This window comes from Actinomadura sp. NTSP31 (assembly GCF_041951385.1).
GTDB classification, from domain to species: Bacteria; Actinomycetota; Actinomycetes; order Streptosporangiales; family Streptosporangiaceae; genus Spirillospora; species Spirillospora napierensis.
In genome coordinates, this window is the sequence record NZ_JBGNUT010000003.1 from 276228 (window position 1) to 303096 (window position 26869).

Here is a 26869-nt window from a genome sequence, read left to right on the forward strand (position 1 = left end):
ATGATCGCAATACGAGCCGTAAGCGCGCCGCGATGAGCGCCCCGGGGATCGTCGTCACCGGACTGCGCAAGAGATACGGGCGGGCCCTCGCTCTCGACGGCATGTCCTTCATCGTCCGTCCGGGTGTGGTGACCGGATTGATCGGGCCGAACGGGGCCGGGAAGTCCACAACGATGCGAGTGATCCTCGGCCTGGATTCGGTCGATGAGGGCACTGCGCTCATCGATGGGAAGCCGTACCGCAGTCTTCGGTGTCCGCTGAACCACGTCGGTTCGCTGCTGGACGCAGGGGCGCTGCACGCCGGCCGAAGCGGACGAGACCACCTGCTCTGGCTGGTGCATTCGCAGGGCCTGGACGCGCGGCGGGTGAACCAGGTGATCGAGCAGGTCGGGCTGGCCTCGGCCGCCCGGCGCAAGGCCGGAGGCTACTCGCTGGGCATGCGGCAGAGGCTCGGGATCGCCGCGGCCCTGCTGGGCGACCCGCCGATCGTCATGCTCGACGAGCCGTTCAACGGCATGGATCCCGACGGCATCGTCTGGATACGCGGTTTCCTGCGGTCGCTGGCCGCTCAGGGCCGCGCCGTGCTGGTCTCCAGTCACCTGATGAGCGAAGTGCAGGGCACGGCCGAACATCTCGTCGTGGTCGGGCGCGGGAAGGCCATCGCCGACGCCGGCGTGGCCGACCTGATCGCAGCCGCCTCCGGAAACCGGGTCGCCGTGCGGACCACGGCCGGGACGCACGCGACGAGGGTGCTCGCGCATGCCGGCGCGACCGTTACGGCCACCGGGCGCGACACCATCACCGTCTCGGGGCTGCCCGCGGATCGGATCGTGACGCTGCTCAGCGAGGGTGCAGTGCCGTTCTCCGAGGTATCGGCACACCGCGCGACCCTTGAGGACGTCTATCTGGACCTCACTCGCGAGGCCGTCGAGTTCCGTGCCGCGTCCGCGGAGATGACACGGTGACTCCTCCCGTGACGTCTCATCGATCCGGCCAACGCGTCGGAAGGGACGGCTTCCTCCAGGTGCTGCACGCGGAATGGACCAAATTCCGAACCGTCCGCGGCTGGCTGATCGGCATGGTGGCCGCGGCACTCCTCTTGCCGCTGTTCGCCGCGCTCACCGGGGTCAGCAGCGATCAGAACGGTTCTCCGCCCGTTCCGATCGGACCGGGCGGCGAGCCGGTCACCGACAGCTTCTACTTCGTGCACCAGCCGCTTTCCGGAAACGGCAGCATCACCGTCTCGGTCTCTGCGCTCGAGAGCCGCATTCCCAAGGGCCCCGGGGATCTGCGGCCCGACACCGTGCCATGGGCGAAGGCCGGCCTCATCATCAAGCAGAGCACTCACCAGGGATCGCCCTACGCGGCGATCATGGTCACCGGCGGCCGCGGCGTGCGAATGCAGGACGCCTACGTCAACGACAGGCCCGGCCCGCCCGGCCCGGTCTCCGCCGAGTCCCCCCGCCGGCTGCGGCTGGACCGCTCGGGCGACACGATCACCGGCTATGCCTCCACCGACGGCGCGCACTGGATCAAGGTGGGCGCTGCGCGGGTCAACGGACTCGGGCCGACCGCGCAAGTCGGGTTGTTCGTCGCGTCTCCGCCCGCTCTGCAAGGCATGGGGACGGCCGGCAGCGTGTCGACGGCCGTCTTCGGGGACCTTCGTCTCCAGGGAGGCTGGGGCGGTGGCGGGTGGGCCGGTGACCAGCTGGGGGCCGAATCCCCTAGCTTCGCCGGCTACCCGGAGAACACGTCGGGTTCGGTCGCGGGATCGGACGGCCGGCTCACGGTGACCGGCGCCGGCGACATAGCGCCCGCCAGCCGGGAAACCCTGCCGACCGGCGGCGCCCTTAAGGACATCCTCACCGGTACGTTCGCCGCACTGATCGCGATGATCGTCGTGGGGGCGCTGTTCATCACCACGGAATATCGCAACAAGATGATCCACCTCACCCTGGCAGCGAGCCCGGGGCGGAGCCGGGTGCTGGCCGCCAAGGCGATCGTGCTGTGGGTCGTCGCCTTCGTCGCCGGGCTGCTGGGAACGGTCGTCGCGTCTCCGCTCGGTGAGCGGCTCGCCCGGGACAACGGCGTCTACATCTTCCCGGTGCCGTCCGCAATGGAACTGCGGGTGGCGTTCGGGACCGCGGCGCTGCTCGCGACCGCCTCGGTCCTCGCCCTCTCGGTCGGCGCCATCGTCCGGCACAGCGCTGCCGCGGTCACCACCGTCACCCTGACCATCGTGCTGCCCTACATCCTGACCGCCATTCCGTTCATGCCGGCGAGCGCGGCGAACTGGCTGGCCCGGGTAACACCGGGGGCGGCCTTCGCCGTCCAGCAGACGCTTGTGGAGTACGACCAGGTGGCGAGCCACTACACGCCCTACAACGGCTATTACCCGCTGGCGCCGTGGGCCGGTTTCGCCATCCTGGCCGCTTACGCGGTCGTGACCCTGTCCGCGGCTGCCGTCCTGCTCAACAGGAGGGACGCATGAAACTCGCGCTGCATGCGGAATGGACGAAGATGCGGACCGTCCCCGGCCCACTGTGGCTGCTGCTCGGCACCGTCGGGACCACGGTGGCCCTGAGCGCAGGTGCGACGGCAGTGGTGAGCTGCACCGCCAGCGGCTGCGGCGGCGACACGACCAAGCTGACCCTTATGGGCGTCTATCTCGGCCAGGCGCCGGTCGCCATCCTGGCGGTCCTGCTCATCGGCGAGGAGTACAGCTCGGGCCTGATCCGCACGACCATGACGGCGGTGCCACGGCGCACAACCGTCTTGGCGGCCAAGGCCATCACTCTCACCGGCGTCGTGGCAGTCGGCGGAACCGCCGCCGTCCTCGGGGCGGTGCTCGCCGGGCGGCTCATCCTGCCCGACCTCGGCGACAAGGAGCTGTCACCGTCCAGCGGCCCGACGCTGCGCGCGCTCTTCGGGACGGTCCTCTACCTGATCCTGATCGGCCTTCTCAGCCTCGGCGTCGCGACCGCGGTGCGAGACTCCGCCACCAGCATCGGCGTCGTCCTCGGCCTGCTCTACATCGTCCCGATCGTCTCCCAGACGATCAGCGACCCGGAATGGCGGCGCCTATTGCAGAAGATCGCACCGATGAGCTCCGGCCTCGCCATCCAGGCCACCACCGACCTCAGAAGCCTGCCCATCAGCCCCTGGGCCGGCCTCGCCGTGACCGCCGCCTGGGCCGCCGCGGCGCTTGTGGTCGGCGATCTGCTGCTGCGCACGCGCGACGCCTAGAAGCTCTGGAGGTATTTCTCCAGGAGAGGTACCTCCCGCAACACGACCCTGCAACCTGAAACCGAAGGTCCGGCTCTCCGATGAAGAACCGGACCTTCATCCGTACGGATGGCGGCTCGTCAGCTCGGCTCGATGCCGAGAAGCCGGCGGAGGTCGACGGTGACGACGCGGTAGCTAGCGCCAATGCGGATGACCTTGCAGGGGAACTCGCCGCGTCGGGCGAGTTGGTAGGCGCGTGTGCGTCCCATCCCGATGGCGCGGGCGGCGGTCTCGACGCTGATGGTGGTGGGAGGGCGAGAAGCTCGTCTTGGCTCATCCGCTTCACGGCTCAGGCCCCGTTCCGGGAGCTGCCGAACCATCTCCCCCGTAGCCCTCGGCCTTCTGAAGGTCTCACCCGTGGTTTGGCCCGTCGGATCGGGACTGATGGGGCCAGTGCGGTCGTGGTGTCGTGGGGCGGTGGTGCGCTGGTTGCGGGCGGCGATCCTGTGCCGTGGACGTGGTTGATCGCGCTTCGGGCCTGGTTGATGGCTTCGCCGCATCCCGCGCCCAGGTGGCGGGCGTGAAGGATGGCGCGGCCGAAGTCGTCGAGTGCCTCGTCGAGGCTCCCGCCGTGGTCATGGACGAGGTGTCCGTGCGTGTGCTGGTGCGCGAGGAAGCGTTCGAGTTGAAGGAGAAGGTGGTCGACCTCGGTGGCGGCTGTGTGGACGGCGTCCAGCACCGCGTAGACGGTCGCAGGTCCCGCAAGACCGCCCGGTTCCTCCACGGACTGCTTCAGCCAGTGGACGGCTCGCTCCAGATCCTCGGCGGACTGTTCGGTTTCGTGACCGATCTGGGCGTTACGGCTGGTCGCGCTGGGGTTGGAGGTCATGGGTGCACTCCTTGGGGTGCAGACCCTCTGTGGGAGGGCCAGAGCTGTTCGTGGACATGGCCCGTCCTTCCTGTTGAGGAACGGCAGATAGATGCTCTGCCGCTTCATGACGTTGTTTACGCTCCGTGATTGTGCCTGCGCCTCGATCTTGACTCCAGCACTCCAGAGGCACCGGCGAGTCTGGCCCTCGTCAGGTCAAGCGCCTGGGCGCGCCGCCACGACGCTGGGGCGCCTGAGGTGGACGAGCAGAGGGGGCGGTGGTCGAGCCCAGTCCTTCAGCCAGCGGCACGGGGAAGGCTTCGGCCGCAAGCTTCGCCATCGCGCGGCCCTCGTCGAGGGTTTCCGCGACGCGCGGCGGCACCGGTGCGGGCAATCCAGACGCCGTCCTTCGGAAGGCGTGCAGCCGCCCTGCGGCCTGACGTGTGGCATCGGCTTGGGCGATGCGTTGCTGGACAAGTCGATGTTCGGCCGTCGCTTCGATGAGATCGGCGAGGTTTGCGATGAGGAACAGCAGGTCGACGGTGAGGTTCCTTCTGCGTTCGCGTCGATCTCCCCAGCGCACGTTGGTGATCGCGAGCGTCCGCGCTACCGCGCGCAGGGCACTTCCGTACGGAGTGACCGAAGGCAGACGACCGAACGGTTCTCGGGTGGCGCGGTCGTAGAAGTCGGCGGCCTTGGCCAGTTCGCGGTTGCCGGTGATGTCCGCGGTGACGTGCAGGACGTCAGAGGCCGCCGCTGCCAGATCGGCGCGGACACGTGGATCGCGGAACTCGCGCATCTGCCACGCCGCCGTACCGGCCGCTTGAGCGGCCTCCCGATAGGCCGCGGTCCGCAACCGGTGGTCAGCGGACGAACCCGGTGCCCACCGGCGCGAGCAGGCAGCGGGCTGACGGATTGCGTCGTCGTTCCACCGGAGTCGCAGCTTGGGCAAGGTGAGGTCATCTGCGAGCTTGCCGCCGGAGAAGAAGACCGGCGCACCCGCCGAGTTGGTGTACTCGGGCACCGCGACGGCGTAGCCCGTCACTTCACCCGGCGTGCGGACACTGAATCGCAGCCGCACCGCCAGCCCGCGCTCACGCAGGCCGGCGAAGAACGCCTCTTCGCTGTCAGACGATGCAGCGACCGTGGCCACCTGCCGACGCAACGCGGTACGGGGCGGCTCCTCCAACCCGGCGCGTTCGGCCCGTTCCATCTCAGCACGTGAGGGTCGGGGCGCCGCTGTCCGGTCCGCGGGCGCGGTACGGCACAGCCCGTACCGTTCCTCGACGACCTGGCATGCCTTGCGCGCCTTGAGGTAGTCGCGGGTGATGTTGGGTCTTCGGCCGTCCTCGCGCGCGAGTGTGGCCACGATGTGGATGTGATCGTCGGCGTGCCGCACGGCGATCCACCGGCACGCCTCCGCATCGCCGTGTGGGGCGATGCCGGTCTGGTGTATCAACTCCTCGGCGACATCAGCCCACTCCTCATCGGTCAGAGCCCGGTCGGTGGGGGCCGTCCGCAACGAGCATTGCCAGACAGACCCCGCCGGCCCGCTTCGCCGCAGCATCTCCAACGGAGACCGCAGCACCTCACCCAGCGGGCGAAGATCGCGCTTGCCGTCCGCGCGCCTCGCCGGCTCCAACGCGGCCGGGTGCCGGTACCCGGCGACGAGGTGAGGGTCGGTGTGCTCGTTGCGCTTACCCGGCCCGTACAAGTACCGCAGCAGGTTCCCGACATCCGCGCCGCGCGTGACCTTCGCGATCACGGCAGACGCCTGCCAAGCTCGACGATGACGGCCTCCGCCCGCCGCACCACCTGAAAGCAGTACGCCGCCAACCACTCCACCGACTCCGGAATCTCGTTGTAGGTGTTGGCATGGCGCACGAGCTGGTTGAGGTTGACCCCGACCGCATTCACCTGACGGCTGGCTCTCCGCAACTCGGCATGCAACGCGACAAGCGCCCCGTCCACCGGCCGCTGCTCGCGAATCGCAGTCCGAACCGTCTTCACGACGAAGGCACTACAGGCGAGCCCGGCTCGCGTCGCCGCCTCGTGGAACTCTTCGTACTCCTGGTCGCAGACCCGGATTCTCAGTTCCCGCTCTCGCCGCCGCCCTCCACCGAGCTTCGCTCGCCGCTGCAGCGGCTCGCCCCCGTCGCTGCCTTGCTTGGATGTCGCCATAGACCTCCGCTCCTGGCTTTTGAGGGACCGCGCTCGGTCCCCTGCCTGGCCAGTGTGATCTCCCGAGCAGAAGCTATCCACAACAGGTAGCGCTCTACCAGCTATCTTGCATCCCGCACTGAACCGCCTATGCGGTGGCTCTCGAAGGCCAATTCATATCAACGGTGAGCCGAATCTGACGCTCAATGCCAGGCGATATTACATCGTCCGCTCTCCCTGACAGGCCCTCGATATCCGCTCCGCGGAGGAAAAACGAGAACCGCCGGAAACATAGCTCGGCGTCAGATTTGACCAGTCGATGTGATGAGGGGGCTTTCAGCCTCCGCAGGCTGCGAGGAGGAGGGCGGCCATACTGGTACCGCTGACGATCTTCCCGGCTTCGACCAGGCCGCGAATGTCAGCCAGAGGCACCCATTCGATCCGCTCGGCTTCCCAGTCCTCGGTAGGTGGTCCGATGTGGGTGGCGCCGTCTGCCCAGAAGATGTGGTGCTGGGAGTCGGAGATCCCTGGGGTCGGGTGGACGACGGTGAGAGGACGCATCGGCCCCGGCCGCCATCCGGTTTCTTCCTCGACCTCGCGGGCGGCTGCGGCGGCCGGTTCCTCCCCGTCACGGATGCCGCCGATCGGGATCTCCCAGGCCCATGCATCGGTGATGAAGCGGTGTCTCCACTCCAGGAGCACTCGCCGCCGATCGTCCACCACGACCGCGCCGGCACCGCCGGTTCGCGACCGGATGATGCGGTGCTCCAGATGACGACCGCCGGTGATCTCGACGTCAGCGATGCGGATGTCGAGCCAGGGATCGGTGTAGAGCGGCTTCTCCGAATGGACGGTCCAGCGCACGGACGAACTCCCTTGGTCGGTGGCGCGGCTCAGCCGTCACGCTACTGGTCGTGCTGCGACACAAGGGCAGCGCGCTCGCGGAAGTCCCGTACGTCCGGGCAGTCGAATGCCGCAAGTGAACGAGACAGACTCGCAACGCGGTCTTGGATGCGACCCGACTCCATCCCTTGGGCGCAGTCGAGCATCTGGTGCCCTTTCGCCGCAGCCGCCTCGGCGTCGCCTCGTTCCCCCAGCACTTGAGCAAGGGTCGCCAACCGGTGCGCTTGACCACGCAGATGCGTTTTTGCGGAGGTGCGGACGGCTTCCTCGGCGTAGGTCTGCGCAGCGGTCAGATCGCCGAGCCGCCGGAGTACGTCCGCGTGCTGCGTCTCCAGAAGGCCGGGCTGCACGTATCCGGTTTCGGGTGGTTCGTTCTCCGGCCGGACCTCGATGTGCTCGGCGGCCGCCATGTGCCTGTGACTGCTGCGCGTATCCCCGATACGAGCGTACGCCTTGGCCTGCAACGTATGCAGGTCCACCGCCAGGGCCGGTGAGAGATGCCCATGGGCGCCGCGCAGAGCGGTCTGTGTGTATTGCAGGACGCGCCGGAACTCCCCTCGGTACATCGCCTGGTTGGCAAGCAACGCCAGGCAGTATCCGCCGAAGCCGCGGTGCCCGGAGGCTTTCGCCATCCGCAGCGCGTACAGCAGATACCGCTGCGCCAGCGCCTGCCGGTCTGCATCGTAGGCGGAGACCCCTGCCAGGGCGACCAGGCCGCTGGTGGCCCGGAGAAGTTCGCGGCCGGTGCGGTCGTCGTACCCACCGCGGACGAGCAGGCCGACATGGGTGTTGAGGTAGGCGATGATTCGGGGCCGTACGGGAACACCGCCGACGCGGCGGTACATCTGCTCGTATCGGTCACGAGCAGCACGCACCCGCGCGACGTCGCCAGCGCCGACCGCAAGCGGTCCGCGGTGGGAAACGTCGATGTCATCGGGCGGGTTCTCCCAGGCGAAGACCGGTGCGACCGCGGCGTTGCCTGCCAGCATCCGGGTCTTCTCAACGGCCTCGGTCTGCTTGTGGTCGCCCCGCCAAAGCGCAGCGACGTGCTCAAGCGCCGTATGCAAGGGCGCATCACTCAGGTCACCAGGTCGAGCCTGGTCCATGCCGATGTCCGCAAGCGTGACGGGACGACCGAGCGCGGCGCCGAGAACACGGCAGATCAGCTGAGGTCCCTCGCCGCGAGGGATCGCGCTGTCGCGGATCCACCGCCGGACCGATGCATGGTCGTAGCGAGTGTTGCCGCCCCGGTTCAACCGGCCGGCCAAGCCCGCATACGACATGCCGGCCTCGTCGAGCAAAGCGTCGAGCAGCAGGTTCGCTTCGGCCACGACGCATCTCCTTGCTGAGAGTTAACCGCAGTGTAGGAGCGCGTCAGCCCGCTGAGCAGGCTTCTTCGGCACTTCTTTCACACCCCGTGTGAAGCCGTCACAACACAGCGCGCCCGTTCACACCTCCCCACACCCGCCCGGCCCGGCTTGGCTTGAAGCACTCAGCAAGCAGGGAGTGAAAATGACCGGTTCAACCTCCAGAACGTGGCCGGAGTGGTCGATATGGACCTCGCGGCAGCCCGACAGCAAGCCGACCTGGTGGGCCACTCGCACCCGCCTCCTCACCGAGTCCGAAATGCGCAGCGGCCTCGTCCACACCCTCGCAGCTGACACCGAAACAGCCTTGATCGAACAACTCACCACGCAGCGCGGGTGCGTCCCGGAGCCCTCAAACGACCGGCAGACCACCAGCAGCGCTCTCTTTCCCGAGGTTGCCACCGCATGAACCCCGCTGGCTACCCGCGGCGCCTCCCCGCCGACGAGCTGTGTGCCGCTACCAACCGGATGGACGCCAAGTCGATCCGCGATGCCGAACTCCACCGCCTCGCCCGTCAATACGGGGCGATTGTCTGGTGGGGGCACTACACCCGCGCGTGGTGGGTCATGCTTCCCGGCCCCCACCGGCTCCTGGACGCTCCCACTCTGGCGGCGCTCGAAGGACAGATCATCCGCACGCTGGGACTCATGCGATGACCAGCGAGTCGAGTCGTCGCGCATCCACTTCGGATCGCCGTTCCGGCATGAAGGTGATGCGCGGCAGGGCGCGGCGGCATTTCCCCCGAAAGCCGCCGCGCCCCCACACCGACAGCGCCATACACAACACAGCCGGCCGTGGCGGGCCGCACCGGTCCCATTATCGCGAGCCCACAGCACGCACCTCGAACAGGAGACGTCGTGTCACTTGATCCCGACCATGCGCGATACCTAGCCAGTGCACTGGGTTCGTACCGGCGACTCATGGAACAGGAAGTCGTCCCCGAGTCGCAGTACTACCTGCTCGGTAGGCGTGAGATCCCCGAGCGGATCGAGTACCTCGGCAACATCACCGAGCGCGCCGCCGCCCGCGCTCAGACACGTGAACCCAAACAGCGTCCGGAAGCTCCAAGCATCTCCGACCAGTTCACCGACAAGGCCGCACCTCGGCCGATCGCCAATCCAACGGACACCGCTCTCCGGCAGCCCGCACCGTAAGCCGGGAGCGGCACGAGGCAGGGCGGCATCCCGGGCGCTTGCCCCGCCCCCACCAGAACCCTCCGGCCCAGGTCAACAGACGCGCGCCTGGGCCGAGAGAACCAACCACAACGCGCGTCGGAGGTGCACATGACCCTCGCTCCCGACATGGCCGTCGCCACCAAAGACCCACGCGGCCTCGTCACACCCGAACTGTTCGACCAGATGGTGAACGACGTGGTGACCTTCGACAAGGTCACCCGCCCCTACGCCGAGCGCGGCGTCGAGCAGTTCCTCGTCTTCATGAAGGCATGGGGAGACACCATGACCGAAGTCGGCGGCGACACCCGCGCCTGGGTGAAGTTCGCGCCCTCGCCCGCCGTCGACAAGATCTGGCACCGCTCCATGATGCGCACCCGCACCTTCGCGGCCGTGTGCAACATGGTCGCGGCCCGGTTCATGCACCACCTGCCGATCATGGACGAGGACATCCGGTCCGGGCAGGCGTCCGAGCGCGGCCTGGCGGCGATGCGCGCCACCGGGTACCGCGTCGATCTGGAATGGTGGATGGACGGCGAGTCCTGCTGCCCGGAGAACTGCGCGCAGCCACCGATGAACGTCTGACACCACCACGGGGATCGATCCATGCGCAGCGACTGGTCCGACCTGCCGCCCGAGGTGCTCGGCGCAGTCACGGCGCACACCGGCCCCATCCAGCGGGTCGAGCCCGCGCCCGCCGGCAACCACGCCGACATCGCCGCGACCATCCACACCGCGGACGGCCGGCTGTTCGTCAAGGCCGCACGCAAGACCGCACCGGACACCGACGGCCCGGAAGTCCGGTCGCTGCGCTGGGAAGCCGCGATCAACCCCCACGTCACCCAGTACGCCCCCCGCCTCCACTGGACCGTGGAGGCGGGGGGGTGGCTCCTCCTCGCCTTCGAACACGTCCAAGGCCGGCACGCCGACTACACCCCCGGCTCGCCCGACCTGGGCACCCTCACCAAGATCATCGACAGCCTGCAGGCACACCCGCTCCCCGACGTGCTGGAACGCAAGCGCATCGAGCGCCGCTGGGAATCGATGGGCGACATGTCCGCGCTGGCCGGCAACACCCTGCTGCACGCCGACCTCAATCCCGCCAACGTCCTACTCGGCGTTAACGACACCGCCTACGTGGTCGACTGGACGTTCGCCGGACGCGGCGCCGCCTTTCTCGAGATGGCGCTACTCATCCCCTGGCTGCTGAAAGCCGGCCACACCCCGACGGAAGCCGAAAACTGGGCCTCACAGTTCCCCGCCTGGACGACCACCGCCCCAGCCACCATCGACCTGTTCACCCGCGCCTTCGCCGACAAATGGCAAGCCAACCTCGCCACCAACAACGAGCCCTGGGCACTCGACCACGCGACGGCAGCGCAGAGCTGGGCGTCACACCGGCGCACCCACGCTTCTTCCAGCTGAACTCCGCTGATCACGTGCCAGACCGAACGGCACGGCCAGGTCTGGACATGTCTGCGCCGCAGGTCCTGCACACGCCTACGTCCGGCTACTGGTCCTGGTAAGAGCCTCGCTGTTGTAGTGAACCCGCAGGGAACAGCGCCACACAGCAAGGGCTAAGAGGGTGATTGTCACTTCCGCCACTCTTGTCCGGATGCTCGGCCCAGCTGACGATGTACTAGGGGCGGTAGGCGGAGGTTACCAATGAGCGTATGCAAGATTCACAAAGGCCAGGATGCGCATAGACGGCTCGATGAACTCGGCCTTGGGGCCAGTGATATCAATGAGGCCTTGCGTGAGGCCGATGAGCAGGCGTCCTTGTACCGGAGTGAGGTCGATGCTCGTAATGCATCCGGCTTGGTTCGGTGGGCGCGAACCGTCGGAGTCCTGCGGGGAGCGCTAAGTAAGAAGGGCTGGGGGCGAGAGGATCCACAGAACCTTCCGCTGGCAGTCAACCCCGCCACGGGCGTGGCAATTATCGTCACAACCGCCGACGGCGCCACCGGGTTCGACCGCTACTCACCCAAGACGCTGTATCCGCGGGGCAAGGCTACGGTACAGGCGGCCGGACAGGATCCTGAGCAGCTGTCGATCATGGACATGCCCGAGGTGGAGCTTGCCAAGGAGATGGCGCGGGCGATCCAGGAGGAGAACCAGCAGTGGACAGTGTGGTTTCTTCTGTATCACTACGACAACCATGAGGGGGTCATCCGGACGGAGCTGTCCCGGCCTGATCCAATAGACCTGACAGCAGGCAGAAGGGTCGAGCAATGGCTGGAACGTATCTTGCTGGAGAAGATCATGGTGTCCGGCGCCGGCGCCAAGCCGGACTGAGTGATACGGAACGACTCCAGGCACACGATCACCTACTCGCCCTGCTGTACCGTGACCAGCGACTGAGTCCCGGTACACGTGAGTTGGCGCTCGCGATGGCATGGGTCTGGTACCGCTCTGGCGATCATCTCCGAGATCCGGCGGACCGCGAGTTTTGGAACGTCTTGACCGAGATCATTGGCCAGGACCGCTATGGCCGGCCTCGCTTGTCGACTCTTTTGGCCGCCGACGCACCCCGCTATGAGCCACCTCGTAGTGTGCGGGAACGGACCGGAACCTGCGAGGGACCGAGGATGCGGCCATACCAACCTCGCCAGCGGCCACTGCGGCCGGACTGCGTTGTGCATCTGCCCGAAGGACCGGTCGAGGCATTCGCTCCAGACGTCAGGATCTGCGGAGCTCGCGCCACCATCAAGATCATCGAACAGGACCCGCGCACCGGGTGGTGTCGAGCCCATTGGTTCTGCCGCCGTCACACCGACCGCGCCGAGGAGGTCCGCCAGCAGCTGAGCACGCGCGGTCCCGCCCCCGAGCCGATTCCTAACACCGGTGGGCTACTGCCCTGTTACTTCACCGCCGACTGGAGAGACCTCTACTCCCGCCACCTGCCGGGATGGGCCCCGCCGTACCACGGACTTCGCGCCGATCAATGGCCCACACCGCAGGCGACCTATCTGCCGCGCCCACCCCGGCTCGCCATTGTCTCGGCCGAACCTGTCTACAAGCAAGATCAGCCACGTCCAGGACGGTCCCCACAGGTCCCCTGACCAGCCCTCCGCCCGCGCGCACGTGCCCGCAAGCCGGAGCCGGCACGGCCGACCACATCGCGGCTTCGCGAGTGCGATTCCGACGGACGCACAATGCTCGTATGACCCGACCTGGAATCCGCGTGGCCGCCTACGTGATCAGACATCGTGCCGCTCCCGAACTCCTTGTCTTCGACCACGTCGGTATGCCTCAAGCCGGCACCCAGGTCCCCGCCGGCGGCGTCCAGCCCGGCGAGGACCTCGAACAAGCCGTCTTGCGCGAGGTCTTCGAAGAGACCGGCCTGCGCACCGTCTCAGTGGTCGGGCAAATCGCCGTGGAGAACAAGCCACACCCCGACACCCACCGGCCGCGCAGGACCACGTACTTCCATCTTCAAGCGCCAGCAACCACGACAGACGCGTGGAACCGCACGGTATGCGGCGATGGAGACGACGCCGACCTGGCCTTCGCCTGCCGTTTCCAACCGCTACCACTGAAACAGCCCCTGGCAGATGATCAAGACGCCTGGCTGGGTCGCATCGATCCCCGATGGACCACCCCGACCGACAAGCGGCAGTAAACCGCCCTGCCCTCAGACGAAGAACCAAAGATCATCTAGCCCGAGTGTCACCCACCCGCCGAGCCGGATCTGTCGCCAACCTCCTGCGACCCGACACGGCGCCTGCTCGGCGTTGTCCTGTCCCGAGAGATGCTTGCGCCGGCCCCTATCGGCGGCTGAGTTGCCCAGTGGTCGGTGGGCCGGAGATGGCGCGGGCAGGTGCGCCCTCAGGCGTTGATCTTGCGCAGCGGCGCGGCGAGGGTGCGGGCGTGGGGATGAGGCTTGGGTGGCCGGGGCGTGCCATCTGGTGTCAGGCGGTCTTGGTGGCAACGTGGTGGCAAATGATCAAAGGCCGGTTTAGGATCTCTCCTAAACCGGCCTCTGACCTGGGTGTTCTCGGTGGAGCTGAGGGGATTTGAACCCCTGACCCCCTCGATGCGAACGAGGTGCGCTACCGGACTGCGCTACAGCCCCAAGGACTCCGTAAGGTTAGCAAACTTCGGGGGGTGCTCGCGCACGCCCGGGTCATTCGCCCACCGCGCGGCGGTCGTCGGCGTACTGGTCGAAGACCTCCTCGGGGGCGAGGAGTTCGATGACCTCGGCGGGTTCGGCGGCCTGGTCGGCGCGGCGGGCCTCGAGGGCGCGGGCGCGCGCGGCGGCGCGGCGCTCGGCTTCGGCGCGGTGGCGGGCGGCGTCCATGCCGACGGCGACGCGCAGCAGGGCGAGGTGGCCGGCCAGCAGCAGGGCCGGGGGCAGCGTGGCCCACCAGGGCAGCAGGCCGGACGCGACGAGCGCGACGACGGTTACCAGGAGGGCCGTCAGGCCGGACGTGCGGCGACGGCGCCGGGCGATGACGGTGGCGCGGGTGGCGGGACGGCGCTGGGGCGCCGTCTCCTCTTCTTCCGCGGGCTCCTCCGCCGGTTCCTCCTCCTCGTCCTCCAGCTCGTCGGCGCGCTTGTGGAGGAGGCGGGTGATGCCGGTGTTCTCGGTGTCGCGGCGCAGCCACATGGGCACCAGGACGATGGCCCAGACCACGACGATGGCGAGGTAGAGGACGGCGCTGCTCACGCGGTCACCGCCTCGGGCCGTCCCAGGGCACGCTGAATCGGCGGGCCGACTTTCGGCGCGCGGGCGTGCAATGGGAGCAGGGTCACGCCCCGCACGGTACGAGCCGGTGTCAGAGGTTGACGAGCATAAGGGGCGGTGTGTCGCGAGATCGATGCCGCCGTTACTCTCCGTTTGCCGAGTCTTCTCGATCGCAGGATATTTACGCGACGAAAGTCACCGTGGACTCAAGTGCGCCGGGGAAATGCCTGTTTGCGTTCGGCCAGCCAGCGGGCCCGCAGGCCGCCCGGCACGTCCTCGACGGTCAGGGCGTAACAGATGTGGTCGCGCCAGGCGCCGTCGATGTGCAGATGGCGGCGGCGAATTCCTTCTTCCCGGAATCCGAGCTTTTCGACGACGCGGCGGCTGGCGGCGTTCTCCGGGCGGATATTCGCCTCGAGCCGGTGCAGGCCGACGGTGAAGAAACAGTGGTCGACGGCGAGGGCGACCGCGGTGGGAATGACGCCGCGGCCGGCGACCTGCTTGTCGACCCAGTAGCCGATCTGGGCGGAGCGGGCCGAGCCCCAGACGATCGCGCCGATGGTCAGCTGGCCGGCGAAGCGGTCCTCGTGGGTGACGACCCAGGGCAGTGCGAGGCCCTGGCGCGCCTCGCGGCGCATGGTGTGCACCATGCTGAGGTAGGGGCCGAGGCCGCTGCGGAACAGCGGCGTCTCGGGATTGGTGGGCTCCCAGGGGCGCAGCCAGTCGGCGTTGCGTACCCGCAGCTCACGCCAGACGGCGGCGTCCCGGTGCCGGAGCGGGCGCAGCCCGACGGGGCCCTCGGTGAGGATGACCGGCCATCCCCGCAATCGTTCCACGGTTCCATGATTCCCTGGTAGCACCTGCGGACGCCATCAATTGTGGCCGAGAAATCGACCCGGCGCCTTACGACCAGCGGCCGCCTTTCATGACGCGGTGTACGGACATGTCGTCGTTGAGGACGACGAGGTCGGCGTCCTTGCCGGCTTCCAGCGAGCCGACGCGAGAGCCGAGGCCGAGCGCGCGGGCCGGGACGAGCGACGCGGCGGCGGCGGCCTCCTCGATCGGCGTGCCGAGGCGGGTGACGGCCCGGCGGAACGCGTCCGCCATCGTGATCGTGCTCCCGGCGATGGACGCCCCGCCGGCGAGGGTGGCGCGGCCGTCGCGGACCTGGACGTCCATGACGCCGAGCCGGTAGTCGCCGTCGCCCATGCCGGCGGCCGCCATCGCGTCGGTGATCAGGGCGACGCGGCCGGGGGCGGCCGCGAGGGCCAGCCGGGCGACGGCGGCCTCCACGTGCACGCCGTCGTTGATCAGTTCGGCGGTGACGCGCGGGTCGTTCAGCGCGGCGGCGACCGGGCCGCCCTCGCGGTGGTGCAGCGGGCGCATGGCGTTGAACAGGTGGGTCGCGACGGTCGCGCCGGCGTCGAACGCGGCGCGGGCCGTGTCGCCGGGCGCGTCGGTGTGCCCGACGGCCGCGATGACGCCGGCGTCCGCGGCGTCCCGGACGAGGTCCAGCGCGCCGGGCAGCTCGGGTGCGAGGGTGATCATGCGGACGTGGCCGGCGCCGAGGCGGACGAGCCGGGCGAACTCGGCGCGGTCGGGGTCGCGCAGGAGGGCGGGGTCGTGCGCGCCGCAGCGGTCGCGGGCGAGGTAGGGGCCTTCGAGGTGGACGCCGGCGATGAGCCCTTCGGCGGCGAGGTCGGCGAGGGCGGTGACGGCGTTCGCCAGCTCGTCGGACGTGCCGGTGACGAGGCTCGCGATCGTGGTGGTCGTCCCGTGCGCGAGGTGGAACAGGGCGGCCCGCCGCGCCTCCTCGGCGCGTCCGGACTGGTAGGAGGCGCCCGCGCCGCCGTGGACGTGCATGTCCACGAAGCCGGGGACCACGTACCGGCCGTCGAGGTCGACCGTCTCCCCGGTGGACGACTCGGCGATCAGCCCGCCGTCGATGTGCAGGGCGCCGGACGTGACGCCGTCCGGCAGGACGATCCGGGCGTTCGTCAGCGTCCCGGTGTGCCCGCCGACGCGCTCCGCCATGGGCTCTCCTTTGCAGCAGTCTGCGTGTTAGTGCTTGTTCAATAGCAAATCTGAACAGGAAAGACCATAGTGGCGCATCGCTAGAATCCAGGCCGGAGCCGTCCCGCGCGGCCGCCCGCGTACCGGAAGGGGCCGGGGTGACACGCCACGAACGCTGGAACGCGCTGCTGGAACTGCTCGCGGACGCCGGGCGGCTGAGCGTCGAGGAGGCGGCGGCCCGGATGGCGGTGTCCGCAGCGACGATCCGCCGCGACTTCGACCAGCTCGCGCAGCAGCAGATGCTCACCCGCACGCGCGGCGGCGCGGTCGCGCAGAGCGTCAGCTACGACCTCCCGCTGCGCTACAAGACCGCGCGGAACGCGACCGAGAAGCAGCGCATCGCCGCCGCGACCGCCGAGCTGGCCACGCCGGGCTCGATCATCGGGCTGAACGGCGGCACCACGACCTCCGAGGTGGCCCGGGTGCTGGCCACCCGCGCCGACCTGCACGCCGAGGGCGGCGCACCGGCGATCACCATCGTGACGAACGCACTGAACATCGGCGCCGAGCTGGCCGTCCGGCCGCACGTGAAGATCGTGCTGACCGGCGGGGTGCCGCGCCCGCAGTCCTACGAGCTGACCGGGCCGCTGGCGACCGGCATCTTCGACCACGTGACGCTGGACGTGGCGATCCTCGGCGTCAACGGGGTGGCCGTCGAGCACGGCGCGACCTGCCACAACGAGGGCGAGGCGAACGTCAACCGGCTGATGGCCGAGCGCGCCGACCAGGTCGTCGTGGTCGCGGACGGCTCGAAGGTCGGCCGCCGCGCGTTCGCCCGGATCTGCGGGACGCACCGGATCGACGTGCTGGTCACCGACGGCACCGTCGCGGCGGCCGACGTCGCGGCCTTCACCGAGGCCGGCGTCCGGGTCGTCCAGGTCTAGGCCGCCCCGCCCGGGCGGGGGTGGTCGCCGCCGGCGATCTGGTCGACGGCGTGCGCCAGGACGCGGCCGAGGACGGCCATGCCGTCGCGGACGCCGCCGGTCGAGCCGGGCAGGTTGACGATCAGCGTCCGCCCGGCGAGGCCGGCCATCCCGCGCGACAGGATCGCGGTGGGCACCTCGCCGCGGCTCTCCGCGCGGATCGTCTCGGCGATCCCCGGGACCTCGCGTTCGATGACCTTCCTGGTCATCTCGGGCGTCCGGTCGGTCGGGGTGAGGCCGGTGCCGCCGGAGGTCACGACGACGTCGTAGGACGCGGCGACCGCCTCCCGCAGCACCTCGGCGACCGGCTCGCCGTCCGGGACGACGACCGGGCCGTCCACCTGGCAGCCGAGGTCCTGCAGCAGCTCGACCAGCACCGGGCCCGACTTGTCGGCGTACACGCCCGCCGCCGCGCGGTTGGAGACGGTGACCGCCATCGCCCTGATCATCGCCGCCACACGCCCGTCTTGCCGCCGGTCTTCTCCTCGACCCGGACGTCGGTGACGACGGCGGCGGGGTCGACCGCCTTGACCATGTCGACCAGCGCCAGCGCGGCGACGGAGACCGAGGTCAGCGCCTCCATCTCCACGCCCGTGCGGTCGGCGGTGCGGGTCACCGCCTTGATCGCCACGCCCTCGTCGTGGATCTCCAACTCGACGGTGACGCCGTGCAGCGCGATCGGGTGGCAGAGCGGGACCAGGTCGGGGACGCGCTTGGCCCCCATGATCCCGGCGATGCGGGCGACCGACAGCGCGTCGCCCTTCGGCATGTCGCCGGCGCGCAGCAACCCGACACATTCGGCGGAGAGCCGGACGAACCCGGTCGCGGTCGCGGTCCTGGCCGACACGTCCTTGGCGGACACGTCGACCATCCGGGCCGCGCCCTTGTCGTCCAGGTGGGAGAACTCGGTGCCCATGGCACTCATGGCAACCTCATGACTTCGACGTGCGAACCTGCGGGCAGCGCCTCGGCGTCCTCGGGAAGCATCATCAGCGCGTTCGCCATGGCGAGCGATCCGAGCTGGTGGGACCCCTGCGTCTCGGCGGGTGCGACGGTGTAGTGGCCGCGGTTGAACGACAGCCGCCCGCGCAGGAAGTGCCGCAGCCCGGCGGGCGACTTGACGTCCTCCGCCAGGACGGCGCTGACCGCCGGGAACGGTTCGGGTGGCAGCCCCTGCATGGCGCGCAAGGCGGGGCGCACGAAAACCTGGAAGGAGACGTACGCGCTTACGGGATTGCCCGGCAGTGTGAAGACGGGCGTGCCCTCCAGGAGGCCGAACCCCTGCGGCTTACCCGGCCGCATACGCACCTTGTGGAAGTCCACCGTCCCCGTGCCGGACAGCACCTCCTTCACCACGTCCCTGGTGCCCATGGACACACCGCCCGAGGTGATGATGGCGTCGGCCCGGGCGAGCTGGTCCTCCAGCATCTCCATGACCTTGGCGGGCTCGTCGTGGACGGTCGCCTGCCGGTAGCCCACTCCGCCCGCCTCCACGACGGCGGCGGTGAGCATGTAGCTGTTGGACTCCCAGATCTGCCCGGGAGCGAGCTGCGAGCCGGGCTCCTGCAGCTCGTCCCCTGTGGAGACCACCACGACGCGCGGTCTCGGCCGTACGACCACGCGCGAGTGCCCCACGGCGGCGACCATGCCGAGCTGCCTCGCGCCCAGCCTCGTCCCGGCCTCCACGACCGTCTGCCCGGCGAGGACGTCCTCGCCGGAGCGCCGGATGTAGTTGCCCACCGGTGCCGGACGGGTGATGCGGACGGTCGCGGCGCCGCCGTCCGTCCATTCCACCGGGATGACCGCGTCGGCGCCGGCGGGCAGCGGTGCGCCCGTCATGATGCGGGCGGTCAGCCCCGTCCGGATCGCCGAGACGGCCGGGTCGCCGGCCACGATGTCGCCGACCACGGGCAGCGTGACCGGCTCCGCCTCGGTGGCCCCCGCGACGTCCGCCGCGACGACGGCGTAGCCGTCCATCGCGGAGTTGTCGAACGGCGGCAGCGGAACCGGCGCGGAGACGGGCTCGGCCAGCACCGTCCCCTGCGCCTCCAGCAGCGCCAGGTCGAGCGGCGGCAGCGCGGCGACGCTGCCGAGGATCTCCGTCAGATGCTCATCGACCGTTCTCATGCCCATTGCCTGATCCCCCCGGGCCCCAGTGTGACGGGTCGTCACGCGTCGCCGGTGCCGCCCACGCCGTCCGCGGCGTCATGGGCCTGGACGAACTCGCGGAGCCACGGGATGAACTCGGGCGCCAGGTCGGGGCGCTCGGCGGCGAACTGCACGACGGTCCGCAGGTACTCGAGCTTGTTGCCGGTGTCGTAGCGGCGGCCCCGGAACTTCACCCCGTAGACGCCGCCGCCGTTCTCCGGCGGCATGTCGGCGAGGGTGCGCAGCGCGTCGGTCAGCTGGATCTCGCCGCCGCGGCCGGGCGGGGTCTTCTCCAGCACGTCGAACACCGCGGGGTCGCAGACGTACCGGCCGATGATGATCCAGTTGCTCGGCGCCTCCTCGGGCGCGGGCTTCTCGACCAGGTCGGAGATGCGCACGACGTCGTCCTCGCCGGTGGGCTCGATGGCCGCGCAGCCGTAGGCGGAGACCTGGTCGGGCTCCACCTCCATCAGCGCCACCACGCTGCCGCCGTACTGGCCGCGCACCTCGATCATCCGCTGCAGCAGCTTGTCGCGGGCGTCGATCATGTCGTCGCCGAGCAGCACCGCGAACGGCTCGTCGCCCACGTGCTGGCGGGCGCAGTGCACCGCGTGGCCGAGGCCGCGCGGCTCGCCCTGCCGGACGTAGTGCATGGTCGCCAGGTCGGCGGACTCGCGGATGGCCGCCAGCCGCTCGCTGTCGCCCTTGGCGTTGAGGGCCTCCTCCAGCTCGTAGGCCCGGTCGAAGTGGTCCTCGATGGACCGCTTGCTGCGCCCGGTGATCATGAGCACGTCGCTGAGGCCGGCGTCGACCGCCTCCTCGACGACGTACTGGATCGCCGGTTTGTCGACGACGGGCAGCATTTCCTTTGGCGTCGCCTTCGTGGCGGGCAAGAATCGGGTACCGAGGCCCGCCGCCGGAACCACGGCCTTGAGTACGGGTGCAATGTCGACCATGGAAAGACCCTAGTCATCCGCGAGGACAACAGCGTGCACGACATCGTTTCGAAGACCGACCTCCGCACCGGGATCCTGGAAAGGCGTGCGATCATGACTCCAGAGGCGCGCACCGCGGCGGGCCGGTCGCTGCGCGACGCGCTGCTGTCCGTGCCCGAGATCGAGATGGCGGGGACGATCGCCGCCTACGCCTCCATCGACACCGAACCGGACACCCGCAGCCTGCTGTTCGCGCTGTGGAAGCGCGGCACGTACGTGCTGCTGCCCCGCCTGCTGCCGGACGGCGACCTCGACTGGGCCTCCTACGAGGGCCCCGACTCGCTGGCGCCGGGCCCGCGCGGATGCCTGGAGCCGACCGAGCCGCCGCGCGGAACCGGGGCCGTGGCCAGCGCGGACGTCGTCCTGGTGCCCGCGGTCGCGGTCGACCGGTCGGGGATGCGGCTGGGCCGCGGGGGCGGCTCGTACGACCGGGCGCTCGCCCGCGTGGGGCCCGCGATCCTGACGGTCGGGCTGGTGTACGACGCCGAGCTCGTGGACGAGGTGCCGTCGGAGCCGCATGACCGGCGGGTGCGCGCGGCGGCGACGCCGGCCGAGGGGCTGGTGCGCTTCGCCTGAGGGTCCGGGCGGCCCTCGCGCGCCGGGGCGGGCGGCCGACCGGCCTGGCGGGGTCGGCCGAGGCGCGGATGGCGTATCCGGCCGGCCCGCAGATCTGGCCCGGCGGTTAGCAGGACCTGGCGTGATGGCCAGTATCGGACGGCCGCATAGGGTGAGTATCGGCAAGATCGCGGATTCGGGGGGAACCGCGGTCGGACGCAAGGCTCACCGGGAGGTTCGAGATGACGGCGCCCTGGCGAATCCTTTCCCTACCCCCGCTCGGCGAGGATCTCGTGCGCGGCCTGTTCGGCTCGTTCGGCGACGCCGTGGAGGTGACGTTCCCGCAGACCAGGGACCGCGACGGGCTCCTCGCGGCGCTCCCGGAGGCGGAACTGGTCATCGGCGACTTCAGCGCGCAGCTGAGACTGGACGCCGAGGCCGTCGCCGCCGCGCCGCATCTGGCGTTCGTCCAGATGCCCGCCGTGGGGACCGACAGCATCGACGGTGCCTCTCTCGCGGAGGCCGGTGTACCGCTGGCCAACACCGCCGGTGCCAACGCGCGCGGAGTGGCCGAATGGGCTGTCGGCGCCGCGTTCGCGCTATGCCGCCATCTCGTCTGGGGTGACCGGCATGTGCGCGCGGGCGAATGGCCGCAGACGGAAGTGCTGGCGCGCGGGACGAGGGAGATCCACACACAGCGCGTGGGGGTCGTTGGCTTCGGGGCCATAGGCGCAGAGGCGGCGCGCCTGTTCCAGGTGCTCGGCTGTGAGGTCTCCTACTGGACGCGGCACCCGCGTGCATCGGCTTCGGTGACGTACAGGGAACTGGACGATCTGCTCGCCACTTCGGACATCCTGGTCCTCGCGCTACCGCTCACCGACGAGACACGCGGCCTCATAGGCCCGGAACGTCTCGCCCTACTCCCCGACAAGGCGCTGCTGGTGAACGTGGCGCGCGGCGGCATCGCGCCCGACGACGCCGTGCTCGCCGCGCTGGAGTCGGGACGTCTCGCCGGCGCGGCCCTGGACGTCTTCGACGAAGAGCCGCCACGGGCCGACCACCCCCTGCGCGCGCACGAGAACGTCCTGCTGTCCCCGCACGCCGCGGGCGGGACGACGCAGTCGCAGCGGAACATCGTGACGATGCTGCTGGACAACGTCACGCGGGCCGTCCAGGGACACGCGGTGCAGAACGTCGTCAACGGAGTGGATCCGCAGGTCAGACGGAGATAACGGACGTTCCAGACGTCCAGTTCATCAACCGCAAATGTGCATTTGACGCATGATTCTGTAGTATTGCTAAAAGTTCAACTTTGACGACCCCGAAGGGTGGGATGTGCATCTCGACATCTGGCTACTCCTCGGGGCCGTGCTCGTACTCAGCGCCATCGTCGCGGTCCGGCTGTCGCACAAGGCCGGCCTGCCGACCCTCCTGGCGTACATGGGCCTCGGCCTTCTCATCGGCGAGTCCGGTCCCCTCCACATCGACTTCGACAATGCCGAACTGGCCGAGACGCTCGGCCTCGCCGCCCTCGTCCTGATCCTCGCCGAGGGCGGTCTCACCACCAACTGGCGCCATGTGCGGCCGTCCGTGCCCGCAGCGCTCAGCGTGTCCACCATCGGCACACTGATCAGCATCGTGGTGGTGGCGCTCGCCGCCATGTGGCTGATCGGCATGGACTGGCGCCCGGCGTTCCTGCTGGCCGCCGTGCTCGCGCCCACCGACGCCGCCGCCGTGTTCTCGGTGCTGCGCCGGCTGCCGCTGCCGTCCCGGCTGACCGGGCTGCTGGAGGCCGAGTCCGGCTTCAACGACGCGCCCGTCGTCATCATCGTGGTGACGCTCAGCGCCAAGCACGGCGGTGCCCCCAACCTGGCCGAGCTCTTCGGCGTGATGGTGTACGAGCTGATCGCGGGCGGCCTGCTCGGCTTCGCGATCGGCTGGCTCGGGGCGCAGGCGCTGCGCCGCGTCGCCCTCCCGGCCTCCGGCCTCTACCCGATCGCCGTGTTGTCGCTGTCCGTCGGCTCCTACGGCGCCGCCACGCTGCTGCATGCGAGCGGCTTCCTGGCGGTCTATGTGAGCGCGCTAGTGCTCGGCAATGCCCGCCTGCCGCATCGTCCGGCCACGAGGGGCTTCGCCGAAGGCATCGGATGGCTGGCCCAGATCGGGCTCTTCGTGATGCTGGGCTTGCTGGCCTCCCCCAGCGCATTGCCCGGCCAGATCGTCCCGGCACTCGTCATCGGGTTCGTCCTGCTGCTCGTAGCGCGCCCCATCTCGGTCGTGCTGTCCTCTATCGGATTCAAGCTGTCGTGGGGCGAGAAGGTGTTCGCCTCATGGGCGGGGCTACGCGGAGCCGTCCCCATCGTCCTGGCCACCATCCCGATGGTGAAGGACGTCCCGAGCGCCGATCGCCTCTTCTCCATCGTCTTCAACATCGTCGTGGTGTTCACCCTCTTGCAGGGCCCCACGCTGCCGCTGGTCGCCCGCTGGTGCCGGCTGAAGAGCGATGAGGAGACCCGCGAACTGGACGTCGAGGCCGCGCCACTGGAGGAGCTCCATGCGGACCTCCTCGAAGTCCGCATCCCGCCCGACTCCATGTTGAGCGGGGTGGAGATCTTCGAGCTCCGATTGCCCGCCGGGGCGTCCATCACCCTCGTCGTAAGAGACGGATCGAGCTTCGTACCCGAACCCACCACGCCCCTGCAGCACGGCGACACCCTGCTGGTCGTGACCACCGACACCGTGCGCGAGACCACGGAGCGCCGGCTGCGCGCCATCAGCCGCCGCGGGAAGCTGGCAGGCTGGTTCGGCGAGACGGGCGTGTAGGCCGTGGCCGGGGTTCCGTACGGCCCTGCCACAGAAGGCTCACGGCGCTCGGGAACAGACCCGCGGTGAATCCTGTTGCAGCCATGGGTACCATTAGCAGTCATCTAGAGTGAGTGCCAGTCCGGGACGGCTCCGGGCTGAGTCAGCGAGGAGGAACCGTGCCGACGTATCAGTACGTTTGCACCGAGTGCGGCGAGCCTCTGGAGATCGTGCAGAAGTTCAGCGACGACGCGCTGACCGAATGCCCGGCGTGCAGCGGCAAACTCCGCAAGGTCTTCTCCGCCGCGGGGATCATCTTCAAGGGGTCGGGCTTCTACCGCACCGACAGCCGCGGCTCCAGCAAGTCGTCCTCGACCGTGGGGAGCTCGTCCAACGGGTCCAACGGCAACGGGTCGAACGGCTCGTCGGGCAGTGACTCCGGCAAGTCCGACTCGTCGTCGTCCTCGTCGTCGAGCGACTCCTCGTCGTCGTCTTCCAGCTCCTCGTCGAAGTCGTCTTCGTCCGAGAAGGTGGCCTGACCTCCGGGCACGTCCCGGCACCACCGCGCTTCACCGAGGCCGGAGGAACCCGCGCAGGGTCTCCTCCGGCCTTCGTCATTTTCTGGGCTCGCCCCCTGAGCCGATCCCTGGGGCTACCCCGAGCCGGACCCTGAGGCGTCCCCGAGATTTCGCGATATAACTTGCTTTCTCTCTTGTACCGAGAGACTCTAGTTGAGAGCAAGTAGTCGCGTCATATCGCGACTTCGCCGGACACTCTCAGGAGATCGACCATGCGCGCACAGAGCCAGGCTCCCCCCAGCACACCGGCCCGCCGGCTCGCCGGGCTGATCGCCGGCCGCCGCGGCAAATGGGCCGTCCTGGCCATCTGGGTCGTGCTGCTGGTCGCCCTCGGCCCGCTCGCCGGACGGCTCGCCGACGTGGAGAAGAACGACGCGGCGTCCTGGCTGCCCGCCAGCGCGGAGTCCACCCAGGTCGTCAAGCTGCAGGACGCCTTCCAGAAGGACGAGACGATGCTCGCCGTCATCGTCTACGAGCGTCCCGGCGGGATCACCGCCGCCGACCGCGCGAAGGCCGCCGCAAACGTGGCCGCCTTCGAGCGCCTCCCCGGTGCCGAGAAGGCGCGGGGCCCGATCCCGGCCGAGGACGGCCGGGCTCTGGAGACCCTCGTCCCGATCAACAGCGACGACGTGACCGACGCCGTCGACCAGGCCCGCGACATCGTCAAGCGGGCCCCGCCGGGGCTGTCCGCGCACGTCACCGGGCCCGCGGGCGCCGGCTCCGACCAGTTCGGCGTGTTCCAGAGCCTCGACGGGTTCCTGCTGATGGCCGCCGGCATCGTCGTGATCGTCCTGCTGCTGATCATCTACCGCAGCCCGATGCTGTGGTTCATCCCGGTGCTCAGCGCCGTCTTCGCCCTGGGGCTCGCCCAGTCGGTGGTGTACCTGCTGGCCAGGTACGCCGACCTGACCGTCAACGGGATGAGCTCCGGCATCATGACCGTGCTGGTGTTCGGCGTCGCCACCGACTACGCCCTCCTGCTCGTCGCCCGCTACCGCGAGGAACTGCACCGGCACGAGGACCGGCACGAGGCCATGGCGTTCGCGCTGCGCCGCGCCGCGCCCGCCGTCATCGCGTCCGCCGCCACCGTCGCCGTCGGCCTGCTGTGCCTGCTGCTCGCCGACCTGAACTCCACCGCCGGGCTGGGCCCGGTCGCCGCTGCCGGTGTCCTCACCGCGCTCGGCGCGATGGTCACCCTCCTGCCGGCCCTCCTCGTCATCTTCGGCCGCTGGGTGTTCTGGCCGCTCGTCCCGCGCTACGACGCCAAGTACCTGGAGCCGGAGGCGTACGAGGCCGAGCACGGTATCTGGTCGCGCGTGGCGGCACTCGTGGCCCGGCGCTCACGCGTGCTCTGGCTGACCACCGGGGTCCTCCTCGTCGGCCTTACCTTCGGCCTAGGTTCGCTCAAGGCCGACGGTCTCTCCAACGCCGGGCAGTTCACCGGACGCCCCGACTCGATCGCCGGGCAGGAGGCCGTCGCCCGGCACTACCCCGCCGGTTCCGGGTCCCCGGCCGTCGTCATAGCGAAGGCGTCCGCAGCGCCCCAAGTCGCCGCAGCGGCGGAGCACACCGCGGGTGTCGCCCAGGTCGGCCCGCCCGCCCACGCCAACGGGCGCGTCATGTACGAGGCGACCCTGCGGGCCCCTGCGGACAGCAAGGCGGCCGAGCAGACCATCGACCGGCTCCGGGACGCGGTGCACGCCGTCCCGTCCGCGGACGCGAAGGTGGGCGGCACCACCGCCACGTCCCTGGACACCAAGCGGGCCTCCGCACGCGACAACAAGGTCATCTTCCCGATCGTGCTGGGCGTCATCTTCGTCATCCTTGTCCTGCTGCTGCGCGCGCTGGTGGCGCCGCTGCTGATGATGGGCACCGTCGTCCTGTCGTTCCTGGCCTCGCTCGGCGCGTGCGCCCTCATCTTCCGGCACGGCTTCGGCTTCGAGGGCACCGACACCGGGTTCCCCCTGCAGGCGTTCACGTTCCTGGTGGCGCTCGGGGTCGACTACAACATCTTCCTCATGCACCGGGTGCGGGAGGAGTCGCAGGTCCTCGGCACGCGGCGCGGCATCCAGCGCGGCCTCACCGTCACCGGCGGGGTCATCACGTCGGCGGGCGTGGTGCTGGCGGCCACGTTCGGCGCGATGGCGACGCTGCCGCTGGTGTCCATGGTGGAGATGGGCTTCGTGGTCGCGTTCGGCGTCCTGTTCGACACGCTGATCGTCCGGTCGCTGCTGCTTCCCGCCCTGTCGCACGACCTCGGACGGCGGATCTGGGCGCCGGGCCGGCTCGCCGGGAGCGAGACGTCCTCGGGCCGGTCCAGGGTCCTCGACCGGGTCGGCTGACGCCGGGCGGACGGGACCGGGAGGGGTCCGGCGAGCGCCGGGCCCCTCCGCCGCGTCCGCCGATCATGAA

At 69.6% G+C, this 26869-nt stretch carries 27 protein-coding genes and 1 tRNA gene; 15 read left to right on the plus strand and 13 right to left on the minus strand.

The window, feature by feature from the left end:
* Positions 1-32: 32 nt before the first annotated feature.
* Genes ACA514_RS06480 through ACA514_RS06490 form a run of 3 tightly spaced genes read left to right on the plus strand, consistent with a single transcriptional unit; the run spans position 33 to position 3246 of the window.
* Positions 33-965, plus strand: a complete 933-nt coding sequence (locus tag ACA514_RS06480) for an ATP-binding cassette domain-containing protein (protein ID WP_375040084.1) — start codon at positions 33-35, stop codon at positions 963-965.
* 59 nt (positions 966-1024) lie between these two features.
* Entirely contained in the window at positions 1025-2491 is a 1467-nt protein-coding gene (locus ACA514_RS06485) for an ABC transporter permease subunit (protein ID WP_375040085.1), read from the plus strand.
* The gene (locus ACA514_RS06490; protein WP_375040086.1) at positions 2488-3246 is read left to right on the plus strand and encodes an ABC transporter permease subunit; all 759 of its coding nucleotides are present in this window, start codon (positions 2488-2490) and stop codon (positions 3244-3246) included. Before ACA514_RS06485 ends, ACA514_RS06490 begins: the two co-directional genes overlap by 4 nt.
* Before the next feature lie 328 nt (positions 3247-3574).
* Here ACA514_RS06490 and ACA514_RS06495 read toward each other — a convergent pair whose 3' ends face one another.
* The 5 genes from ACA514_RS06495 to ACA514_RS06515 all read right to left on the minus strand — a co-directional run bounded on the left by ACA514_RS06495 (position 3575) and on the right by ACA514_RS06515 (position 8487).
* Complete coding sequence (locus tag ACA514_RS06495) at positions 3575-4114, minus strand: hypothetical protein (RefSeq protein WP_375040087.1); 540 nt, start codon at positions 4112-4114, stop codon at positions 3575-3577.
* 190 nt (positions 4115-4304) lie between these two features.
* Complete coding sequence (locus tag ACA514_RS06500) at positions 4305-5858, minus strand: relaxase/mobilization nuclease domain-containing protein (protein WP_375040088.1); 1554 nt, start codon at positions 5856-5858, stop codon at positions 4305-4307.
* Positions 5855-6274, minus strand: coding sequence for a plasmid mobilization relaxosome protein MobC (gene mobC, locus ACA514_RS06505; RefSeq protein WP_375040089.1), 420 nt, complete (start codon positions 6272-6274; stop codon positions 5855-5857). Before mobC ends, ACA514_RS06500 begins: the two co-directional genes overlap by 4 nt.
* 315 nt (positions 6275-6589) lie before the next feature.
* Positions 6590-7117, minus strand: a complete 528-nt coding sequence (locus ACA514_RS06510) for an NUDIX domain-containing protein (RefSeq protein ID WP_375040090.1) — start codon at positions 7115-7117, stop codon at positions 6590-6592.
* Between the two features lie 41 nt (positions 7118-7158).
* The gene (locus ACA514_RS06515) at positions 7159-8487 is read right to left on the minus strand and encodes a transcriptional regulator (protein ID WP_375040091.1); all 1329 of its coding nucleotides are present in this window, start codon (positions 8485-8487) and stop codon (positions 7159-7161) included.
* 441 nt (positions 8488-8928) lie between these two features.
* Between ACA514_RS06515 and ACA514_RS06520 the strand changes: the two genes are divergently transcribed.
* The 6 genes from ACA514_RS06520 to ACA514_RS06545 all read left to right on the plus strand — a co-directional run bounded on the left by ACA514_RS06520 (position 8929) and on the right by ACA514_RS06545 (position 13318).
* Positions 8929-9180, plus strand: a complete 252-nt coding sequence (locus ACA514_RS06520) for a hypothetical protein (RefSeq protein WP_375040092.1) — start codon at positions 8929-8931, stop codon at positions 9178-9180.
* Between the two features lie 264 nt (positions 9181-9444).
* Entirely contained in the window at positions 9445-9678 is a 234-nt protein-coding gene (locus tag ACA514_RS06525; RefSeq protein WP_375040093.1) for a hypothetical protein, read from the plus strand.
* 129 nt (positions 9679-9807) lie between these two features.
* Positions 9808-10281: a hypothetical protein gene (locus ACA514_RS06530; protein WP_375040094.1), complete on the plus strand. Its 474-nt coding sequence runs from the start codon at positions 9808-9810 to the stop codon at positions 10279-10281.
* A 21-nt stretch (positions 10282-10302) separates the two neighbouring features.
* A complete protein-coding gene (locus ACA514_RS06535; protein ID WP_375040095.1) occupies positions 10303-11121 on the plus strand; it encodes a phosphotransferase in 819 nt (272 codons plus the stop codon).
* Positions 11122-11361: 240 nt separating this feature from the next.
* Positions 11362-11991, plus strand: a complete 630-nt coding sequence (locus ACA514_RS06540; protein ID WP_375040096.1) for a hypothetical protein — start codon at positions 11362-11364, stop codon at positions 11989-11991.
* An 889-nt stretch (positions 11992-12880) separates the two neighbouring features.
* Entirely contained in the window at positions 12881-13318 is a 438-nt protein-coding gene (locus ACA514_RS06545) for an NUDIX domain-containing protein (protein ID WP_375040097.1), read from the plus strand.
* A 379-nt stretch (positions 13319-13697) separates the two neighbouring features.
* Here the strand turns inward: ACA514_RS06545 and ACA514_RS06550 are convergent.
* From ACA514_RS06550 to nagA, 4 genes are all read right to left on the minus strand, one after another.
* Positions 13698-13771 (minus strand) — tRNA-Ala (locus ACA514_RS06550).
* A gap of 51 nt (positions 13772-13822) precedes the next feature.
* Complete coding sequence (locus tag ACA514_RS06555) at positions 13823-14365, minus strand: hypothetical protein (protein ID WP_375040098.1); 543 nt, start codon at positions 14363-14365, stop codon at positions 13823-13825.
* 224 nt (positions 14366-14589) lie between these two features.
* The gene (locus ACA514_RS06560) at positions 14590-15210 is read right to left on the minus strand and encodes a GNAT family N-acetyltransferase (RefSeq protein WP_375040285.1); all 621 of its coding nucleotides are present in this window, start codon (positions 15208-15210) and stop codon (positions 14590-14592) included.
* 76 nt (positions 15211-15286) lie between these two features.
* Entirely contained in the window at positions 15287-16417 is a 1131-nt protein-coding gene (gene nagA, locus ACA514_RS06565; protein WP_375040099.1) for an N-acetylglucosamine-6-phosphate deacetylase, read from the minus strand.
* A 137-nt stretch (positions 16418-16554) separates the two neighbouring features.
* Here nagA and ACA514_RS06570 point away from each other — a divergent pair, with 137 nt between their 5' ends.
* A complete protein-coding gene (locus ACA514_RS06570; RefSeq protein ID WP_375040100.1) occupies positions 16555-17340 on the plus strand; it encodes a DeoR/GlpR family DNA-binding transcription regulator in 786 nt (261 codons plus the stop codon).
* Here ACA514_RS06570 and ACA514_RS06575 read toward each other — a convergent pair.
* Genes ACA514_RS06575 through galU form a run of 4 tightly spaced genes read right to left on the minus strand, consistent with a single transcriptional unit; the run spans position 17337 to position 20483 of the window.
* A complete protein-coding gene (locus tag ACA514_RS06575) occupies positions 17337-17828 on the minus strand; it encodes a molybdenum cofactor biosynthesis protein B (protein ID WP_375040101.1) in 492 nt (163 codons plus the stop codon). The genes ACA514_RS06570 and ACA514_RS06575 overlap by 4 nt on opposite strands.
* Positions 17825-18295 carry a cyclic pyranopterin monophosphate synthase MoaC gene (gene moaC, locus ACA514_RS06580; RefSeq protein ID WP_375040102.1) on the minus strand — a complete coding sequence of 157 codons (471 nt, stop codon included), beginning with the start codon at positions 18293-18295 and terminating at the stop codon, positions 17825-17827. The genes ACA514_RS06575 and moaC overlap by 4 nt, the downstream gene beginning before the upstream one ends.
* A 5-nt stretch (positions 18296-18300) precedes the next feature.
* Positions 18301-19506: a gephyrin-like molybdotransferase Glp gene (gene glp / locus ACA514_RS06585; RefSeq protein ID WP_375040103.1), complete on the minus strand. Its 1206-nt coding sequence runs from the start codon at positions 19504-19506 to the stop codon at positions 18301-18303.
* A gap of 41 nt (positions 19507-19547) precedes the next feature.
* Positions 19548-20483, minus strand: coding sequence for a UTP--glucose-1-phosphate uridylyltransferase GalU (galU, locus tag ACA514_RS06590; RefSeq protein WP_375040104.1), 936 nt, complete (start codon positions 20481-20483; stop codon positions 19548-19550).
* Between the two features lie 33 nt (positions 20484-20516).
* Between galU and ACA514_RS06595 the strand changes: the two genes are divergently transcribed.
* The 5 genes from ACA514_RS06595 to ACA514_RS06615 all read left to right on the plus strand — a co-directional run bounded on the left by ACA514_RS06595 (position 20517) and on the right by ACA514_RS06615 (position 26799).
* Complete coding sequence (locus ACA514_RS06595; RefSeq protein ID WP_375040105.1) at positions 20517-21098, plus strand: 5-formyltetrahydrofolate cyclo-ligase; 582 nt, start codon at positions 20517-20519, stop codon at positions 21096-21098.
* A 221-nt stretch (positions 21099-21319) separates the two neighbouring features.
* Entirely contained in the window at positions 21320-22309 is a 990-nt protein-coding gene (locus ACA514_RS06600) for a 2-hydroxyacid dehydrogenase (RefSeq protein ID WP_375040106.1), read from the plus strand.
* A 103-nt stretch (positions 22310-22412) separates the two neighbouring features.
* Positions 22413-23900, plus strand: a complete 1488-nt coding sequence (locus ACA514_RS06605; protein ID WP_375040107.1) for a potassium/proton antiporter — start codon at positions 22413-22415, stop codon at positions 23898-23900.
* A 158-nt stretch (positions 23901-24058) separates the two neighbouring features.
* Entirely contained in the window at positions 24059-24418 is a 360-nt protein-coding gene (locus ACA514_RS06610; RefSeq protein WP_375040108.1) for an FmdB family zinc ribbon protein, read from the plus strand.
* 251 nt (positions 24419-24669) lie between these two features.
* Positions 24670-26799: an MMPL family transporter gene (locus ACA514_RS06615; RefSeq protein WP_375040109.1), complete on the plus strand. Its 2130-nt coding sequence runs from the start codon at positions 24670-24672 to the stop codon at positions 26797-26799.
* Positions 26800-26869: the final 70 nt, after the last annotated feature.

Coding starts and splice junctions, on each gene's coding strand:
- ACA514_RS06525 (WP_375040093.1), top strand. CDS start 9,445: ATGGAACAGGAAGTCGTCCCCGAGTCGCAGTACTACCTGCTCGGTAGG.
- nagA (WP_375040099.1), bottom strand. CDS start 16,417: ATGGCGGAGCGCGTCGGCGGGCACACCGGGACGCTGACGAACGCCCGG.
- ACA514_RS06535 (WP_375040095.1), top strand. CDS start 10,303: ATGCGCAGCGACTGGTCCGACCTGCCGCCCGAGGTGCTCGGCGCAGTC.
- ACA514_RS06540 (WP_375040096.1), top strand. CDS start 11,362: ATGAGCGTATGCAAGATTCACAAAGGCCAGGATGCGCATAGACGGCTC.
- moaC (WP_375040102.1), bottom strand. CDS start 18,295: ATGGGCACCGAGTTCTCCCACCTGGACGACAAGGGCGCGGCCCGGATG.
- ACA514_RS06520 (WP_375040092.1), top strand. CDS start 8,929: ATGAACCCCGCTGGCTACCCGCGGCGCCTCCCCGCCGACGAGCTGTGT.
- glp (WP_375040103.1), bottom strand. CDS start 19,506: ATGAGAACGGTCGATGAGCATCTGACGGAGATCCTCGGCAGCGTCGCC.
- galU (WP_375040104.1), bottom strand. CDS start 20,483: ATGGTCGACATTGCACCCGTACTCAAGGCCGTGGTTCCGGCGGCGGGC.
- ACA514_RS06490 (WP_375040086.1), top strand. CDS start 2,488: ATGAAACTCGCGCTGCATGCGGAATGGACGAAGATGCGGACCGTCCCC.
- mobC (WP_375040089.1), bottom strand. CDS start 6,274: ATGGCGACATCCAAGCAAGGCAGCGACGGGGGCGAGCCGCTGCAGCGG.
- ACA514_RS06600 (WP_375040106.1), top strand. CDS start 21,320: ATGACGGCGCCCTGGCGAATCCTTTCCCTACCCCCGCTCGGCGAGGAT.
- ACA514_RS06575 (WP_375040101.1), bottom strand. CDS start 17,828: ATGATCAGGGCGATGGCGGTCACCGTCTCCAACCGCGCGGCGGCGGGC.
- ACA514_RS06495 (WP_375040087.1), bottom strand. CDS start 4,114: ATGACCTCCAACCCCAGCGCGACCAGCCGTAACGCCCAGATCGGTCAC.
- ACA514_RS06480 (WP_375040084.1), top strand. CDS start 33: ATGAGCGCCCCGGGGATCGTCGTCACCGGACTGCGCAAGAGATACGGG.
- ACA514_RS06615 (WP_375040109.1), top strand. CDS start 24,670: ATGCGCGCACAGAGCCAGGCTCCCCCCAGCACACCGGCCCGCCGGCTC.
- ACA514_RS06530 (WP_375040094.1), top strand. CDS start 9,808: ATGACCCTCGCTCCCGACATGGCCGTCGCCACCAAAGACCCACGCGGC.